The following is a 15810-nucleotide window of genomic DNA, read 5'->3' on the forward strand; positions in this document are numbered from 1 at the left end:
GTCGTTTTGTAATCAACGTGTTACAATATACAAATAAAAGATAGTGCATTGTAGGAAAGGGTGTCATTGATGGAAAAAAGTAGAGAAAATATGACTCAAATGATTGAAGAAATTCTAACGCAACTGAAGGTCGTAAACGCTGGAGCAATTAAACCAGAGGATTATTCATTAGATCGTTTTGAAGATGTCGAAGAAATTCATGCGATGGTGATGAAAAAGCCAAGCGTTAGTGTAAGTGAGATGGATGCGATCGTGACTGAACTAGGTTCGTTAAGAGATAAGTAAAATCTTCATATTGAGAAAAGATGAACGAGCTTAAGAAAATCTTAAGTTCGTTTTTTTAGTTTCAACCAGTTAACAAAGTAACAGGACATTTCAAAATATTAGAAGAAACTCAATACAGATGGTACATTAGTATGTGAATGTTACATACATAGAGGAGGATTACATGGATTCACCATTTCCATTAAAAGACCGATTCATTATAGGCGGCGGTTATCTACTTCCTATGGTTTTTCCTGTTCCACTACTTACACTCGTATTTGTGTATATTTATTACTATTTTCTTGGGGGTGTATCACGCTTTGTCAATCACCATTTAAAACAATCATTTAATGTTGTTGCAAGTTATCATTTATATACACTTGTACTATTTTTATTTTTTTATTTACTCACAACATTTGGAGACCTCTTTGGAAACTTATTTGCTGATAACGTTTTTGTTGGCATGTTTATTGTTATGGGTAGTATTTCAAGCTTCTTTTTAATATTTTTGTTTTCAATCATTATATATGTTGTTTTAATCGTAGCGATCATTCTCGCTTTTTTCGGAAAATGGGTACGTATTCCACTCATTATTAAATTTATTAAATAGGCTATGTTAAAGTTGGTTGTTGATTTTGTGATCCGCTCTCGGTGGACGCTTTCCGCGGGCACGGCTTCAGCTAACTTAGGAAAGAAAATGATTTTTTATTTCCTAAGTGGATCTTCAGCTCGTGCTTTTCCCGCTGGAGTCGCCACCTTCGCTCCTCACAAATGAAACAATTGTAAAATAATACTGCATATCACCACTGAACTTTAACAGCGCCATTAAATAAAATATTCATGAGGAAAATAAACGTTTTAAAAAAAGCACACTCGAGGTGCTTTTTTTATATGCTATACGTTTTTTTATGTTTCGTTATAAAGCAGAAATTGCAGTAGTACAAAAACGGCGCCTGGTAAAATGAAATAAAAAATGATTAGTGGAAGGCCTTCTATTACATGCGCCGCTAATAAGCTCAGTTTCGTACCATGAACCATTACTGCAATCATTACAGCTAATACAATACTAAACGTTAACTTCAATTCTTTCTGCTTACCACCTTGTAATGAATAACTAGCTCAACTAATTAGTACTAAAATACTTATTAAATATATCAACATGGTATGCCCCCTAAAATTACAGACTCTCATGAATATAATTGATATATTTTCACAGCCACTTCCCTGGGGCGCACATCTATTGCAGTGAGCTTAGCTATTTCGAACCACACCGGCTCATAAGTTCCTCGTTTTCGTTCAGGATCGGTATATTCTTCACCTACTCCAAAACCAAAATTCCCTCCAACAACTTCTGTAAGAAAAAAGTATTGTGTCCCGTGGAATTTAACCTTCGAAAAGCATTCTCTCACTTGAACGTGAATCCCTAACTCTTCATATGCTTCTCTTATTGTAGCCTGCTCTGGCGTTTCTCCTTTTTCAACCCCACCACCAGGAAAAACATAGTAAACTTGCCCTACTCTTTTCCTTCTTATGAGAGCTACTTTGTTTTTTTCTATAACGATTGCTGAACCTCTATTTCGCATAACACTTCTCTGCTTTCCTATAATTTTTAAAAGTTTGTATGACATTGCAAGGTATATTACCACTCTTCGACAAAATTTTTTTTAAGACAATCAAAATGCTTAAAAATTGCCTTTTAATTATTTGTTAAATACATCGAGAATTTCTCGGACTGCAATTTCTTCTTTCTCGATAATTTTCGTGCTTAAGTATGTTTTCTATATTGGCAATCACTTCATTTAAGTCACAGTATCCGGCATGATAACAGATTCACTAATTTTTAATCTCTCATCATTTTCAATGAATACTTGAAAACGGTTGTTCATCAAAGAAAATATTGAAAAAGTTATCCACCGATAAAGACATATTTAAATTCATTATCTTTACTATACTTAAAAATGATATCGTACTTTCTGTCATGATCATAAATGAAATAACCAACTTCTGAACCTTCGTCTTGAGGATTATAGTAAGCAAAATACATAGGTAAACCCGCTATTTTAGGAGGAAAATAAAAATGATCATCGAGCTCTTCAAAGTATATTTTTTCATCTTCCACTTCAAAATCGACATTGTATTCACTTTTTAGTTCCTCAAATTCCTCCTCATCAATCAACCTCATCACGCTTCTAGCGCTATGGTCGAGTCTTTGGAGACCACTAATGTCTACAAGTTGCTCCTTTTCATATTCAGCTAGTTTGAGTTCTTCTTCTAATTTACTAATTTGTTTATTTTGATCAGCAAATTTAGCCTCATACTCTAAAACTAACACTTCCACCTCATCGTCATTGTTAAAGCATGCAGATAATAATAATAGAGCAAAAACAAAACATGCTGGTCTTGTAAAATAACTCAAGATATGACACCTCAATATTCTTTAATATAATTTCTCTTATGGTCACTAACATGAATCATTTTCATAACTCAAAATAAGATGGGAAATTCCGAATGATGAGCGTGAACTTCACTTCAGACGGACGCTTTCCCGAGGGCTTGTCTCACATAGATTAAAATAAGGATTCTATTCATTATTATTGATTAATCGCTTTATTGATCTAATTTGACCTCGATGGTTTATTTCGTCTTCGATGACATGAAACCAAAGATAGTAATTATTATATGGAACACCATTGTCCCATTTATTTTCTTCGTACAACCAGTCGTCTGACTTCGATTTAAGCACTGTTAATGTGTTTTCTCTTACTTGAAATAATATATCTAAGTAAAATTCTAACGTATTTTTATTAATGACTTCCCTTGCTTGATCACCAAGCTCTAAAGCAGTTCTCCACTTTTCATATTCCCGCAATGTTAAATCTCTTTTTTCGAACGAAATGATTTGATGAACAAATTCTATCGCTCCAATATGTAATAAAAGAGCACCTATGGAATTAGCACTTCCATCCTGTAAATAATCTAAATCAACCTGTTTTAGACCTTCTATTTCACTCAAAGTAATCGCTCTCGTATGTTCAAGCATTGATACAAGTTCACCAATTTTCCCCGTATAATTTTCCTTTTGTATAATCCGATAATCGATCATTAACCTACCTCTTTTCAAAATTTTATATAAGACTACCAACATGTAAAAATAAAAGACTTTTCATCATTTACATCAAGTGGTTATCATTTATTTGAACATTTCCACTAACGAACCTAATAATCAACGTAGTATAAATAGTCCTCTAATACTCTTTCATTTTTAAATTTTGGAACAATTTCTTCAAACCATCGTTTGTTAATTTTGTCTATGTCTCGTGCTAATACCAATTCACTATCGAGGTTCTCTTGAATGATTTGCATATCATGATAAATTTCCTTAAGCAAACTTTTTTCAACATCCAATTCCTCATTATTGAGAATACGCATTGTTTCACCAAAAACATCACTGGCATACAACAAAAAGAAGTTCTCCAAATGTACCGGACTCTTACCAAACTCAAGCACGGAAAATAAACGCTCTGTACGCAATACTTCATTCACGTTCGTTAAATGTCCATATATCTGAACAAGTGAGCGGATTTTTGATGCTTCTGATAAATTCTCCCATTGATCAAGGGTCATTCCACTACTGCGATACACACTAACTACATAGAAATATAACGAATCAACTTTTGAAGTATAGTAATCTTGTTCTATTTGCTTCGATTGATACATGGAATAAAAATTATAAAAAACTGAGAAAGCAAATAAAACACCTAGAACAATCGTTATTTTTTATAGTCAGCTTTGATTGTCATCCTAATACGATCCCTCCGTTGATCATGTGATTCTCTAAAGGCAGGTCGTTTTTTATAAAAGCTATTTTCTAAAAGATTGCTCCTGCGATTACTCGTCGCAGGTAAAGAGTGTTGCTTTTTGATTAGATAAGATAATAACTTGAATCCGCTCTAAGCGGACGCTTTCACCTCTAGGCACAAGTGCGACATCCGTTCATGCTTCTCTTCGCTTGCATTCACGGTGTCTTCTTTGCCGCGGGCAACGCTTCAGCGGTTACTCGTCGCAAGTAAACCTTGTTGCTTACCCCGCTGGAGTCGCCGCCTACGACTTCTTCGATTTATCTATAATTAACACAACAATCTATGCGAAAAGAGCCTTTATAAATGACATACCTAATTCCATACTGTAAGCTACAATATCAAGCACGATGTCATATTTATTGTTGAAACCGAAACCTTTTTTGTTCAAAACATACTAGTTAAACTTTCATACTGTAATAAAACAATTTAGCCCCTTTCAAATTTTACCACTAAATTCCTTTTCTTTGAATTCAAAAGAGCGATTCGTAGATAAAGAATCGCTCTTGTTTCATATAAAATATTTGAATGTCAATCGAGTAGTTAGTGGTCGTGACCTTCTGCTGCCATCGCAATTTCTTTCGTTTCATGAACCGTGCCAAAAGGATGCTCAGGCGGCGCATAAATAGAATAAAGCTTAAGAGGGGTATTCCCTGTGTTTGTTAAGTTGTGCCATTTTCCAGCAGGTACAAAAATTGCATAGTCATCATACGCACTTTCTTCAAACGTTAAATTATCTCGGCTATCCCCCATTTGAACAAGTCCTTGGCCTTGTTCAATTCGGATAAATTGATCGTGGTCTGGGTGAATTTCTAAACCGATGTCATCGCCAGGTTCAATACTCATTAACGTTAATTGCAAATACTCTCCTGTCCATAACGCCGACCGAAACGTATTATTTTGTTTTGTCGCTTCCTCGATATTTACGACATACGGGTTTGGTCCAGCATCTTGTACCGCTTGATTGTTTAAGATTTCAAAACGCGTTGCATTTTCAGTTTCTCCTGACGAAGCATAAAAGAATACATTTTGAATCGCTGGATTCTGTGACGACAATCCATGTTTTCGGTATTCTTCACATGCTTTCAAGACAGCTTCATGTGCTTTTTTTAACCCATCTCGGTAACTATCAAAGCTTATTTGGTCAATTTGATACACCGGTTGAGTTCCAGTAAGTGAGAAATAAAGATTCGTAAATTGATGTAAATTGAGCTTTTTGTTTTCAATCGCATGGAGAAGGTCATTTCTGTTCTCTTCATCAGGGGAAACTTGTGCCAAACGCTGATATAAATCGAGCGCCGAAGCCTCTTTCTTAATACCGTCAAGTATTGCTTTATATTCTTGACGATTGTTTTCTTGTTGATTTCGATACATGTCGTTTCGGGGATACATTTGGGAGTGATTCGAATAATAAGGATATGAATACATGTTGTTTGGATAATAATACATTTTTTTCATCCCTTTCATAGCATTATAGAAACATCATATGCCTATGTAAAGAGAATGTACTTGGTCCCTTATGTCCTTATTAAAAATAGGCGATCACCTCTTCATTTATAAATCACTCCACAAAACCCTTCTCATATAAAGACAAATAATCTTTTTCCCACAACCTATCTAAGCTACCATTAAAATCAGAAGGTGAAAATTTGCCACCTATTTCTCCATTAACGGGTACACGTTGACGAATTTTTTCAATGTCAGTTTTTATGGCTTTCAAAAATTCTCTTTGTCCTATCGTTAACTTTCCATTATTGTAAAACGGCTCAGCTTCAAAAACGATATTACCATCCAATATATAACGCCCCCTCCCGATAAATGTTAACTCATCAAATACAGGGGTAAATTCAACTTCTCTAATTATTTAGCTTAAGAATCGGAGTTAATCATCTAACCTAGTGAATGCTAGTCAAACTCAAAAAAACCTAAACGGTCTTCTGTAATCATATATCCATTTTCAAGACATGTATTTTTCGCTTTTGTATATCCGGGTGTAACTAATAGTCGTAAACACAACCATGGTAAAATCACGATGAGCACAAAAATTTAATACAGAACGATCCTAAAAAGAATGGCTTTAATACTCACCCTAGTATCCAGCACTTAATATATTGTGTAAGACAAGATTAAGAGTCATGCTGATTTCGAAATCATTTTATATGCCCGTATGAGTAAAAATATAATAATACCAAGCCCTAGAACAAGATTCACTAATGGGTTGTCAAAAACCGAAGTAATAATAATAATTGTGAAAATTCCTATTGCAACCATTGATACAAACTTCGAATAAAGAATTGCCCCCTCCGAAAACTGAGGTTCTTCATTATACATCCACCTTTTTAGAAATAACATACTTTCCTCTGGATAAAGGTAAGACCAAATGAAAACCCCATATAGCGGGATCATAAGAATAATCATAATGATTGTTTCAGCCAATGTTGTCCCTCCTCATCCAATACCTATTCTGAATTTACAAACCCCTGTACAATTTCTAAAAGATCATCTAAATGTTGACCACGATCATTAATAAAGAGATCATAAAACATGTCATCTTTTTTCCATAGAAATAGATGAAGGTCATTTTGTTTACTATAACTAATTTCTATACCGTTTATCGAAAACTGATCATTGATTTTAAAGCTTTCAGTATCTATGGATCTTATGTCAATACGAGGATAAGGTTCTCTACCCATCCCAAAACTCCCGTACGTCTTTTCAGATGAATGCATATATAAGGTGGTCCTTCCCCATAGCCCTTGATCTTCGTTTTGTGCATGTAATATTTTTACGTACTCACCACGTTCATAATCATTTACGTCGGTTTTATTGCCATATTCAATAATATAACTTAAAGGGATGTCATAAAATTCATTGTTTTTTGGTTCATACAAGTCATATTTTTTCATCTCTAATTCTTCAATCACCGCGATGATTTCCCACTCTTCCGGTGTTGTAAAAGAGGGATAATGAAAGTCTGCATCGATCAATGCTAACTCATTTTCTTTATTTGTTTGACTACAGCCCATGATCAATAAAAAGCTCATAACGAACAGATAGAACAAACTCTTCAATGGCACCCCTCCTAATCATTCATTAAATACAGTAATCATACATACGACCGAACAAAAGAAAAGTTTCGATGCTTAAGATGTTAGCAATCTAAAAATCATTGGGATGATTATTATTTTAGCTTTATAAAAAAATCGCCATTAAAAACTAGCGAACGCATTAACCAAAAAAAGTCCTTAGAGTTAGCTAATGTTAGCTAGCTCTTAATTCTCATATTGGTAACCCCTCCCGCAAACGAACCGGCTGAATCATCTTCTCTCTATTCTAATCCATTCTCCCATATCCCCTTACAAATTATCTGATTTTTTTTATTAATAACGGACAATGATTTCATGTACATCACGAACGTAATAGTAAAGATTCAAAAAAAGGAGGTGAAAAAGCGTGCAAAAGTTTACTTTATCCACCTTTTGGTTCGTGTTTTTCCTTGCCTTTCTAATTATTGATATGGAAAAAATGAACGTTTCCGCTGCACTTTCTGATATAGAAGAAGGAAAAGATGAAGTCCTTACTGCACTCGAAAACAGTGATGAAACAGAAAATGAAAGCAACAATGAAGTTTATCATGATGAGTCAAACAATAAGGAAGAACAAAATGTAGCTACTGAAATAATAAATGAAGCGAAAACAATTGTGAACACAACGAAAGAGAACAACCTAGACGATGAAGAAAAAGATCAAAATCGAAGTAAATTAACGTCCAACATTAAAAACAAAAGTGTTCAATTGAACGAAAAAATTGAAACTATTCCTACATCAACGATTAACGAAGTAAATAATACTTTAAAAAATAAGAAAGAAAAAGCCAAAGACGTCTTAGAAAAATCACCTATTGAAGAAACAGAGTTAGTAAAACAGACACGTGATATGTTAGAAAACATGACAACATTTAATGGTGATGATCCAGAACATCAAGAAGAACTACATAAAGACGATACCAAACGATCATTTCTATCCAACACAATAGAGGAACAAATGGAAGACATCCTCAAAAAAGAACAAGTAGATCTTGTAAGAAGAGTTGATGATTCAGAAAATAACAAAGAAGAGAGAAGAGCGCCTGTTGATGGAACTGTTCCTACACAACATTCACCAATCATTCCTGGAAAAACAAACACTACAGTATCTGTAACATTGGAAGGCATTTTAGATTCCACTATCATCAGTGATAATGGTCTACTATATTTAACTACAGGACAAAAATCTTTTTATGATCAATGGGTAAATGCACCACCTCTTCCACCGCCACAATTTACTCCTCATTTATAAAGGTAAAATGTACGAATGAGTGTATTTAAATTTATTTAATGAGGAGAGATGAAAATGATGAAGAAAAAAACAATGAAAGTTTTATCAATAACAGGGATTGTTACGTTCGGTTTAATGGCTGGAGGTTCGCAAATTTATGCATTGGGTGGACTATCAACAGATACAAACCTTGAACTAGAGGGAAAAACAGAACTCAACTTAAAAGAGAATAGTGTAAATGTTGAAGCTGATCAATCAGTCGAGGCAAATTCAAAATTAGATGTTGAGTTATCGAATCAAGAAAATGAAACTTCCGATTCTGATCACTCTGTTGAAAAAGAAGTTGAAGCAGAGAAAGAAACAAAGGCAGAATCAAGTTCTACGACGGAAAAGACAACGAATGGTAATGCAGAATCTAGAACAGACGCTGGATCAGAGGTAAGTTTCACATCTGAGAGTTCAACGAACAAAAATACAGAACCGAAAAATAATACCAATGCTGAGGTAGATCTAGAAACTTCAATGCATGCAGAAAATAAAGTAGCAAAAGAAACACTCAAAACCTGCATTAAAGAAGTCACAAGCACATCATCCATCGTAGAAGAGCTTGACCTTAATGGAGGGATCTTTTCACAATTGACCATAAATATTGATGATCTTGCGGCACAACTGCAGTCAAAAATAGAAGCAGACAGTAATATCAATGTTGGTAAAGAGACTGAGCTAAAAAACAAATTAGTAAAATGCATAAACGAACTAGAGGAAAATAATAATGTTGAAGCTGAGGTTGAAGCTGATGTATCTACAGAGACTGATATTGAAGGAAACACTGCTTCTAATACCTTCTCCTTTTATACATTTATCACATTTATAAAGAACCTATTTAATTAATAAGCTGTAACATCGCACTGTGGATGAACAAATTCACTTATGAGTTTGAAGTAATTTCACATAAAAAATGCATTTAGTAAAGGCATAGGGATTCCCTATGCCTTTATTTTAATATCCATATAAATTTCTCAACAAGAATATGGTCAGGGACATGATACCACTAAAGAGTTTTTATTTGTGTACAAAAACACCCTCTTTTGAAGGTGCCTTTATTTGCCTAGCAACGTCCTACTCTCACAGGGGCGCCCACAACTACCTTCGGCACTGTTCAGTACATGATGAACGGCGTATATTCGACGTACAGGATGTACTAGTGCTGGCATTGCAATTGGACGTTGCGCTTTTAGCCAGCGAACCTTTTTAAATCCTCGCTCATTTCTCATGTACATCGTACATTGTGAGGCTCGCTCCGTCGATTCCTTGATCTACTTGTTCCTCATACACCTCTGTCGAGCTTTTCCTCATTATGCTTGTTATATCTTTCGATATAATCTCTTCTTTTTATATGTGTATAAAAAGAGACACCCTCATCTGAAGGTGCCTTTGATTGCCCAGCAACGTCCTACTCTCACAGGGGGCGCCCCCTACTACCATCAGCGCTGTTCGGCGCATGATTAACTGCGTACCTCTACGTCATTTTCCCTCGCTCACTTCTCATGTACATCGTACATTGTGAGGCTCGCTCCGTCGATTCCTTGATCTACTTGTTCATCATGCACCTCTGTCGAGCTTTTCCTCATTATGCTTGTTATATCTTTCGGTATAATCTCTTCTTTTTATATGTGTATAAAAAGAGACACCCTCATCTGAAGGTGCCTTTGATTGCCCAGCAACGTCCTACTCTCACAGGGGGAGAGCCCCCTACTACCATCGGCGCTGGAGAGCTTAACTTCCGTGTTCGGCATGGGAACGGGTGTGACCTCTCCGCTATCGTCACTGGACTTATGAAATTGAGAAGTATTGTACTCTCAAAACTAGATAACATTTGACTGATGACCTTCGGTCTGAAGGTTAATGTAATACTTTGGTTAAGCCCTCGATCGATTAGTATCTCTCAGCTCCACGTGTTGCCACGCTTCCACATGAGACCTATCAACCTCATCTTCTCTGAGGGATCTTACTCACTTGACGTGATGGGAAATCTCATCTTGAGGGGGGCTTCATGCTTAGATGCTTTCAGCACTTATCCCGTCCACACGTAGCTACCCAGCTATGCTCTTGGCAGAACAACTGGTACACCAGCGGTGTGTCCATCCCGGTCCTCTCGTACTAAGGACAGCTCCTCTCAAATTTCCTACGCCCGCGACGGATAGGGACCGAACTGTCTCACGACGTTCTGAACCCAGCTCGCGTACCGCTTTAATGGGCGAACAGCCCAACCCTTGGGACCTACTTCAGCCCCAGGATGCGATGAGCCGACATCGAGGTGCCAAACCTCCCCGTCGATGTGGACTCTTGGGAGAGATTAGCCTGTTATCCCCAGGGTAGCTTTTATCCGTTGAGCGACGGCCCTTCCATACGGTGCCGCCGGATCACTAAGCCCGACTTTCGTCCCTGCTCGACCTGTATGTCTCGCAGTCAAGCTCCCTTATGCCTTTGCACTCTGCGAATGATTTCCAACCATTCTGAGGGAACCTTTGGGCGCCTCCGTTACTTTTTAGGAGGCGACCGCCCCAGTCAAACTGCCCACCTGACACTGTCCCTGAACCGGATCACGGTCCGAGGTTAGAATTCCAGTACAGCCAGGGTAGTATCCCACCGACGCCTCCACCGAAGCTAGCGCTCCGGCTTCCAAGGCTCCTACCTATCCTGTACAAGCTGTACCAAAATCCAATATCAAGCTACAGTAAAGCTCCATGGGGTCTTTCCGTCCTGTCGCGGGTAACCTGCATCTTCACAGGTAATATAATTTCACCGGGTCTCTCGTTGAGACAGTGCCCAAATCGTTGCACCTTTCGTGCGGGTCGGAACTTACCCGACAAGGAATTTCGCTACCTTAGGACCGTTATAGTTACGGCCGCCGTTTACTGGGGCTTCAATTCAGAGCTTCTCCCTAATGGGATAACCCCTCCTCTTAACCTTCCAGCACCGGGCAGGTGTCAGCCCCTATACTTCGCCTTGCGGCTTGGCAGAGACCTGTGTTTTTGATAAACAGTCGTTTGGGCCTATTCACTGCGGCTCTCTCGGGCGTAAACCCTAATAGAGCACCCCTTCTCCCGAAGTTACGGGGTCATTTTGCCGAGTTCCTTAACGAGAGTTCTCCCGCGCGTCTTAGAATTCTCTTCCCGCCTACCTGTGTCGGTTTGCGGTACGGGCACCAGTCACCTCGCTAGAGGCTTTTCTAGGCAGTGTAGGATCAGGAACTTCGCTACTAAAATTTCGCTCGCCATCACAGCTCAGCCTTACGGTAAGCGGATTTACCTACTTACCAGCCTAACTGCTTGGACACGGACATCCAATGCCGTGCTTACCCTACCTTCCTGCGTCCCCCCATTGCTCAAATGGTGACGTGGTGGTACAGGAATTTCAACCTGTTTTCCATCGCCTACGCCTTTCGGCCTCGGCTTAGGTCCCGACTAACCCTGAGCGGACGAGCCTTCCTCAGGAAACCTTAGGCTTTCGACGGAGGGGATTCTCACCCCTCTTTTCGCTACTCATACCGGCATTCTCACTTCCAAGCGCTCCACCCATCCTCTCGGTTGAGCTTCAACGCCCTTGGAACGCTCCCCTACCACTGTCCGTAAGGACAATCCATAGCTTCGGTGATACGTTTAGCCCCGGTACATTTTCGGCGCAGAGTCACTCGACCAGTGAGCTATTACGCACTCTTTCAATGGTGGCTGCTTCTAAGCCAACATCCTGGTTGTCTAAGCAACTCCACATCCTTTTCCACTTAACGTATACTTGGGGACCTTAGCTGATGGTCTGGGCTGTTTCCCTCTTGACTACGGATCTTAGCACTCGCAGTCTGACTCCCGAGGATAAGTATTTGGCATTCGGAGTTTGACTGAATTCGGTAATCCTGTGGGGACCCCTAGTCCAATCAGTGCTCTACCTCCAATACTCTTCCCTCGAGGCTAGCCCTAAAGCTATTTCGGGGAGAACCAGCTATTTCCGAGTTCGATTGGCATTTCACCCCTACCCACACCTCATCCCCTCACTTTTCAACGTGAGTGGGTTCGGGCCTCCATCCAGTGTTACCTGGACTTCACCCTGGACATGGGTAGATCACACGGTTTCGGGTCTACAACCACGTACTCATTCGCCCTATTCAGACTCGCTTTCGCTGCGGCTCCGTCTCTTCAACTTAACCTTGCACGTAATCGTAACTCGCCGGTTCATTCTACAAAAGGCACGCCGTCACCCATTAACGGGCTCCGACTACTTGTAGGCACACGGTTTCAAGATCTCTTTCACTCCCCTCCCGGGGTGCTTTTCACCTTTCCCTCACGGTACTGGTTCACTATCGGTCACTAGGGAGTATTTAGCCTTGGGAGATGGTCCTCCCAGATTCCGACGGGGTTTCACGTGTCCCGCCGTACTCAGGATCCACTCCGGAGGAAACGAAGTTTCGACTACAGGGCTTTTACCTTGTCCCGCGGACCTTTCCAGGTCGCTTCATCTACTCCGTTTCTTTGTAACTCCGTATGGAGTGTCCTACAACCCCAAGAGGCAAGCCTCTTGGTTTGGGCTAGTTCCGTTTCGCTCGCCGCTACTCAGGAAATCGCATTTGCTTTCTCTTCCTCTGGGTACTAAGATGTTTCAGTTCCCCAGGTCTGCCTTCTCATACCCTATGTATTCAGGTATGGATACCACCTCATTACAGGTGGTGGGTTCCCCCATTCGGAAATCTCCGGATCAAAGCTTACTTACAGCTCCCCGGAGCATATCGGTGTTCGTCCCGTCCTTCTTCGGCTCCTAGTGCCAAGGCATTCGCCGTGCGCCCTTTCTAGCTTAACCACTTTGCTGCAGATGGCCTTCGTTCTTCTTCGTCAGCGTCGTCTGTCGCTCCTGTCACGTATCCTTTAAACATACGCTCAGTCGCTCCATTCCTTGCTTCCTCGAATAACTTGACCCTCTTTGCAAACTCAATTTCAAATCGAGTTTTACAAAAGCTTGTGGCGTCATATTAACCTTCTAAGACACTCGGTTGTACTCTGTCGAATCCATTACTGAATTCGTTTCAAACAACCGGTGAAGATCAATCAGTCTTAATCTGTTATCTAGTTTTCAAAGAACAATGTTTTGAGAGTATAACCTCTCAAAACTAAACAAAAAGCGCAAACGATCGATAAAGTAATGAGCTAATAGCTCCTTAGAAAGGAGGTGATCCATCCCCACCTTCCGGTAGGGATACCTTGTTACGACTTCACCCCAATCACCTGTCCCACCTTCGGCGGCTGGCTCCAAAAGGTTACCGCACCGACTTCGGGTGTTACAAGCTCTCGTGGTGTGACGGGCGGTGTGTACAAGGCCCGGGAACGTATTCACCGCGGCATGCTGATCCGCGATTACTAGCAATTCCGGCTTCATGCAGGCGAGTTGCAGCCTGCAATCCGAACTGAGAATGGCTTTATGGGATTCGCTCAACCTCGCGGTCTCGCTGCCCTTTGTACCATCCATTGTAGCACGTGTGTAGCCCAGGTCATAAGGGGCATGATGATTTGACGTCATCCCCACCTTCCTCCGGTTTGTCACCGGCAGTCACCTTAGAGTGCCCAACTAAATGCTGGCAACTAAGGTCAAGGGTTGCGCTCGTTGCGGGACTTAACCCAACATCTCACGACACGAGCTGACGACAACCATGCACCACCTGTCACTCTGTCCCCCGAAGGGGAAAGCCCTATCTCTAGGGTTGTCAGAGGATGTCAAGACCTGGTAAGGTTCTTCGCGTTGCTTCGAATTAAACCACATGCTCCACTGCTTGTGCGGGCCCCCGTCAATTCCTTTGAGTTTCAGCCTTGCGGCCGTACTCCCCAGGCGGAGTGCTTAATGTGTTAACTTCGGCACTAAGGGCATCGAAACCCCTAACACCTAGCACTCAACGTTTACGGCGTGGACTACCAGGGTATCTAATCCTGTTTGCTCCCCACGCTTTCGCGCCTCAGCGTCAGTTGTAGGCCAGAAAGTCGCCTTCGCCACTGGTGTTCCTCCACATATCTACGCATTTCACCGCTACACGTGGAATTCCACTTTCCTCTCCTACACTCAAGTCCCCCAGTTTCCAATGACCCTCCACGGTTGAGCCGTGGGCTTTCACATCAGACTTAAGAGACCGCCTGCGCGCGCTTTACGCCCAATAATTCCGGACAACGCTTGCCCCCTACGTATTACCGCGGCTGCTGGCACGTAGTTAGCCGGGGCTTTCTGGTTAGGTACCGTCAAGGTGCCGCCCTATTCGAACGGCACTTGTTCTTCCCTAACAACAGAGCTTTACAATCCGAAGACCGTCATCACTCACGCGGCGTTGCACCGTCAGGCTTTCGCCCATTGCGGATGATTCCCTACTGCTGCCTCCCGTAGGAGTCTGGACCGTGTCTCAGTTCCAGTGTGGCCGATCACCCTCTCAGGTCGGCTACGCATCGTCGCCTTGGTAAGCTCTTACCTCACCAACTAGCTAATGCGCCGCGGGCCCATCTTACAGTGTTAGGATAAATCCCAACTTTTACAATAGAGTCATGCGACTCTATTGGTCATCTGGTATTAGCCCCGGTTTCCCGGAGTTATCCCAGTCTGTAAGGCAGGTTGCCCACGTGTTACTCACCCGTCCGCCGCTGACCTCATAAAAGTAAACTTTTAATTGGTCCGCTCGACTTGCATGTATTAGGCACGCCGCCAGCGTTCGTCCTGAGCCAGGATCAAACTCTCCAATAAAGTGTGATCAAAATTGATCTAAGAGTTTGATGTCTCTGACATCATAAAAATTTCATTGACGGGATATTTTTAAAGTAAACTTGGCTTTTCGCAAAATAGCGAAAGCCTTAGTTGCACTTATAGTTTCGTCTATAAAAATATAGTTGAAACTGCATATCCCATTTCGCTTGGCTTTTTGTTTAGTTTTCAAAGGTCAATGCGTCGTTTGTTGCGACAAGATTTATTATACCACAACTCACTGTTCTGCACAACACCTTTTTTCTTAAAAAGAAATATGGTTTATTTTGCAGTTCATGTGATTTTTGATGACAAGATTTATCTTATCACATAAATTAATTCTACGCAAATATTTTTTTGCAGGGAAACTATCTCATCAATCTTTATCATTAAAACTACATTGTTCCATCGACAAGATTTATCTTATCACATAAGTTAATTCTACGCAACATTGAAGTTCGTAATCTTTTTTTGTGACAGGTTTATTAATTTATCATACAAACAGAAGAGTTGCAAGAAATAAATTTGCATCTAGTCAAACTTAAAGAACAAAATCTACCTACGGCATGGTTTCCTTTTAAATTATGAACTTATCTTATTTTTGTTTTAC

13 protein-coding genes and 3 rRNA genes are annotated in these 15810 nt (G+C 40.3%); 4 read left to right on the top strand and 12 right to left on the bottom strand.

Translation table 11 applies throughout. The features are described 5' to 3' along the window. Window positions 1-69 precede the first annotated feature (69 nt). Window positions 70-285, top strand: coding sequence for a DUF1128 domain-containing protein (locus LGQ02_RS12875; RefSeq protein ID WP_404802355.1), 216 nt, complete (start codon window positions 70-72; stop codon window positions 283-285). 163 nt (window positions 286-448) lie between these two features. Beyond that, a complete protein-coding gene (locus LGQ02_RS12880) occupies window positions 449-874 on the top strand; it encodes a magnetosome magnetite crystal formation protein family (RefSeq protein WP_226514773.1) in 426 nt (141 codons plus the stop codon). Between the two features lie 296 nt (window positions 875-1170). Here the strand turns inward: LGQ02_RS12880 and LGQ02_RS12885 are convergent, their stop codons facing one another. The 9 genes from LGQ02_RS12885 to LGQ02_RS12925 all read right to left on the bottom strand — a co-directional run bounded on the left by LGQ02_RS12885 (window position 1171) and on the right by LGQ02_RS12925 (window position 7192). Beyond that, complete coding sequence (locus tag LGQ02_RS12885; protein ID WP_226514774.1) at window positions 1171-1347, bottom strand: hypothetical protein; 177 nt, start codon at window positions 1345-1347, stop codon at window positions 1171-1173. 104 nt (window positions 1348-1451) lie between these two features. Then, complete coding sequence (locus tag LGQ02_RS12890) at window positions 1452-1847, bottom strand: NUDIX hydrolase (RefSeq protein WP_226514775.1); 396 nt, start codon at window positions 1845-1847, stop codon at window positions 1452-1454. A gap of 323 nt (window positions 1848-2170) precedes the next feature. After that, a complete protein-coding gene (locus LGQ02_RS12895) occupies window positions 2171-2680 on the bottom strand; it encodes a hypothetical protein (RefSeq protein WP_226514776.1) in 510 nt (169 codons plus the stop codon). A 165-nt stretch (window positions 2681-2845) separates the two neighbouring features. Further along, window positions 2846-3367, bottom strand: coding sequence for a DinB family protein (locus LGQ02_RS12900; RefSeq protein WP_226514777.1), 522 nt, complete (start codon window positions 3365-3367; stop codon window positions 2846-2848). Window positions 3368-3480: 113 nt separating this feature from the next. Then, entirely contained in the window at window positions 3481-3981 is a 501-nt protein-coding gene (locus tag LGQ02_RS12905) for a hypothetical protein (RefSeq protein WP_226514778.1), read from the bottom strand. Window positions 3982-4664: 683 nt separating this feature from the next. Continuing rightward, complete coding sequence (locus tag LGQ02_RS12910; protein ID WP_226514779.1) at window positions 4665-5570, bottom strand: cupin domain-containing protein; 906 nt, start codon at window positions 5568-5570, stop codon at window positions 4665-4667. A gap of 112 nt (window positions 5571-5682) precedes the next feature. Continuing rightward, window positions 5683-5916, bottom strand: a complete 234-nt coding sequence (locus LGQ02_RS12915) for a hypothetical protein (RefSeq protein ID WP_226514780.1) — start codon at window positions 5914-5916, stop codon at window positions 5683-5685. A gap of 338 nt (window positions 5917-6254) precedes the next feature. Continuing rightward, window positions 6255-6557 (bottom strand): hypothetical protein, encoded by a 303-nt coding sequence (locus LGQ02_RS12920; RefSeq protein ID WP_226514781.1) that lies wholly within the window; start codon window positions 6555-6557, stop codon window positions 6255-6257. A gap of 23 nt (window positions 6558-6580) precedes the next feature. After that, window positions 6581-7192, bottom strand: coding sequence for a hypothetical protein (locus tag LGQ02_RS12925; RefSeq protein ID WP_226514782.1), 612 nt, complete (start codon window positions 7190-7192; stop codon window positions 6581-6583). A 382-nt stretch (window positions 7193-7574) separates the two neighbouring features. On the opposite strand from LGQ02_RS12925, the gene LGQ02_RS12930 reads away from it, so the two are divergent. Both LGQ02_RS12930 and LGQ02_RS12935 read left to right on the top strand, forming a co-directional pair. Beyond that, window positions 7575-8459: a hypothetical protein gene (locus LGQ02_RS12930; RefSeq protein WP_226514783.1), complete on the top strand. Its 885-nt coding sequence runs from the start codon at window positions 7575-7577 to the stop codon at window positions 8457-8459. Window positions 8460-8513: 54 nt separating this feature from the next. After that, window positions 8514-9329, top strand: a complete 816-nt coding sequence (locus LGQ02_RS12935; protein WP_226514784.1) for a hypothetical protein — start codon at window positions 8514-8516, stop codon at window positions 9327-9329. A gap of 824 nt (window positions 9330-10153) precedes the next feature. On the opposite strand, the gene rrf is transcribed toward LGQ02_RS12935, so the two are convergent. From rrf to LGQ02_RS12950, 3 genes are all read right to left on the bottom strand, one after another. Further along, window positions 10154-10270: ribosomal RNA gene (gene rrf / locus LGQ02_RS12940) — 5S ribosomal RNA — on the bottom strand. Between the two features lie 83 nt (window positions 10271-10353). After that, a 23S ribosomal RNA gene (locus LGQ02_RS12945) occupies window positions 10354-13289 on the bottom strand. Window positions 13290-13648: 359 nt separating this feature from the next. Next, window positions 13649-15203: ribosomal RNA gene (locus LGQ02_RS12950) — 16S ribosomal RNA — on the bottom strand. Together the 16S, 23S and 5S rRNA genes form the textbook arrangement of a ribosomal RNA operon. Window positions 15204-15810: the final 607 nt, after the last annotated feature.

The sequence above is a fragment of the Bacillus shivajii genome, assembly GCF_020519665.1.
GTDB lineage: Bacteria > Bacillota > Bacilli > Bacillales > Salisediminibacteriaceae > Bacillus_CA > Bacillus_CA shivajii.

Excerpts from the sequence above, each read along its gene's own strand:
- LGQ02_RS12875 (WP_404802355.1), top strand. The coding sequence starts at position 70 with ATGGAAAAAAGTAGAGAAAATATGACTCAAATGATTGAAGAAATTCTA.
- LGQ02_RS12880 (WP_226514773.1), top strand. The coding sequence starts at position 449 with ATGGATTCACCATTTCCATTAAAAGACCGATTCATTATAGGCGGCGGT.
- LGQ02_RS12890 (WP_226514775.1), bottom strand. The coding sequence starts at position 1,847 with ATGCGAAATAGAGGTTCAGCAATCGTTATAGAAAAAAACAAAGTAGCT.
- LGQ02_RS12900 (WP_226514777.1), bottom strand. The coding sequence starts at position 3,367 with ATGATCGATTATCGGATTATACAAAAGGAAAATTATACGGGGAAAATT.
- LGQ02_RS12905 (WP_226514778.1), bottom strand. The coding sequence starts at position 3,981 with ATGTATCAATCGAAGCAAATAGAACAAGATTACTATACTTCAAAAGTT.
- LGQ02_RS12910 (WP_226514779.1), bottom strand. The coding sequence starts at position 5,570 with ATGTATTATTATCCAAACAACATGTATTCATATCCTTATTATTCGAAT.
- LGQ02_RS12935 (WP_226514784.1), top strand. The coding sequence starts at position 8,514 with ATGATGAAGAAAAAAACAATGAAAGTTTTATCAATAACAGGGATTGTT.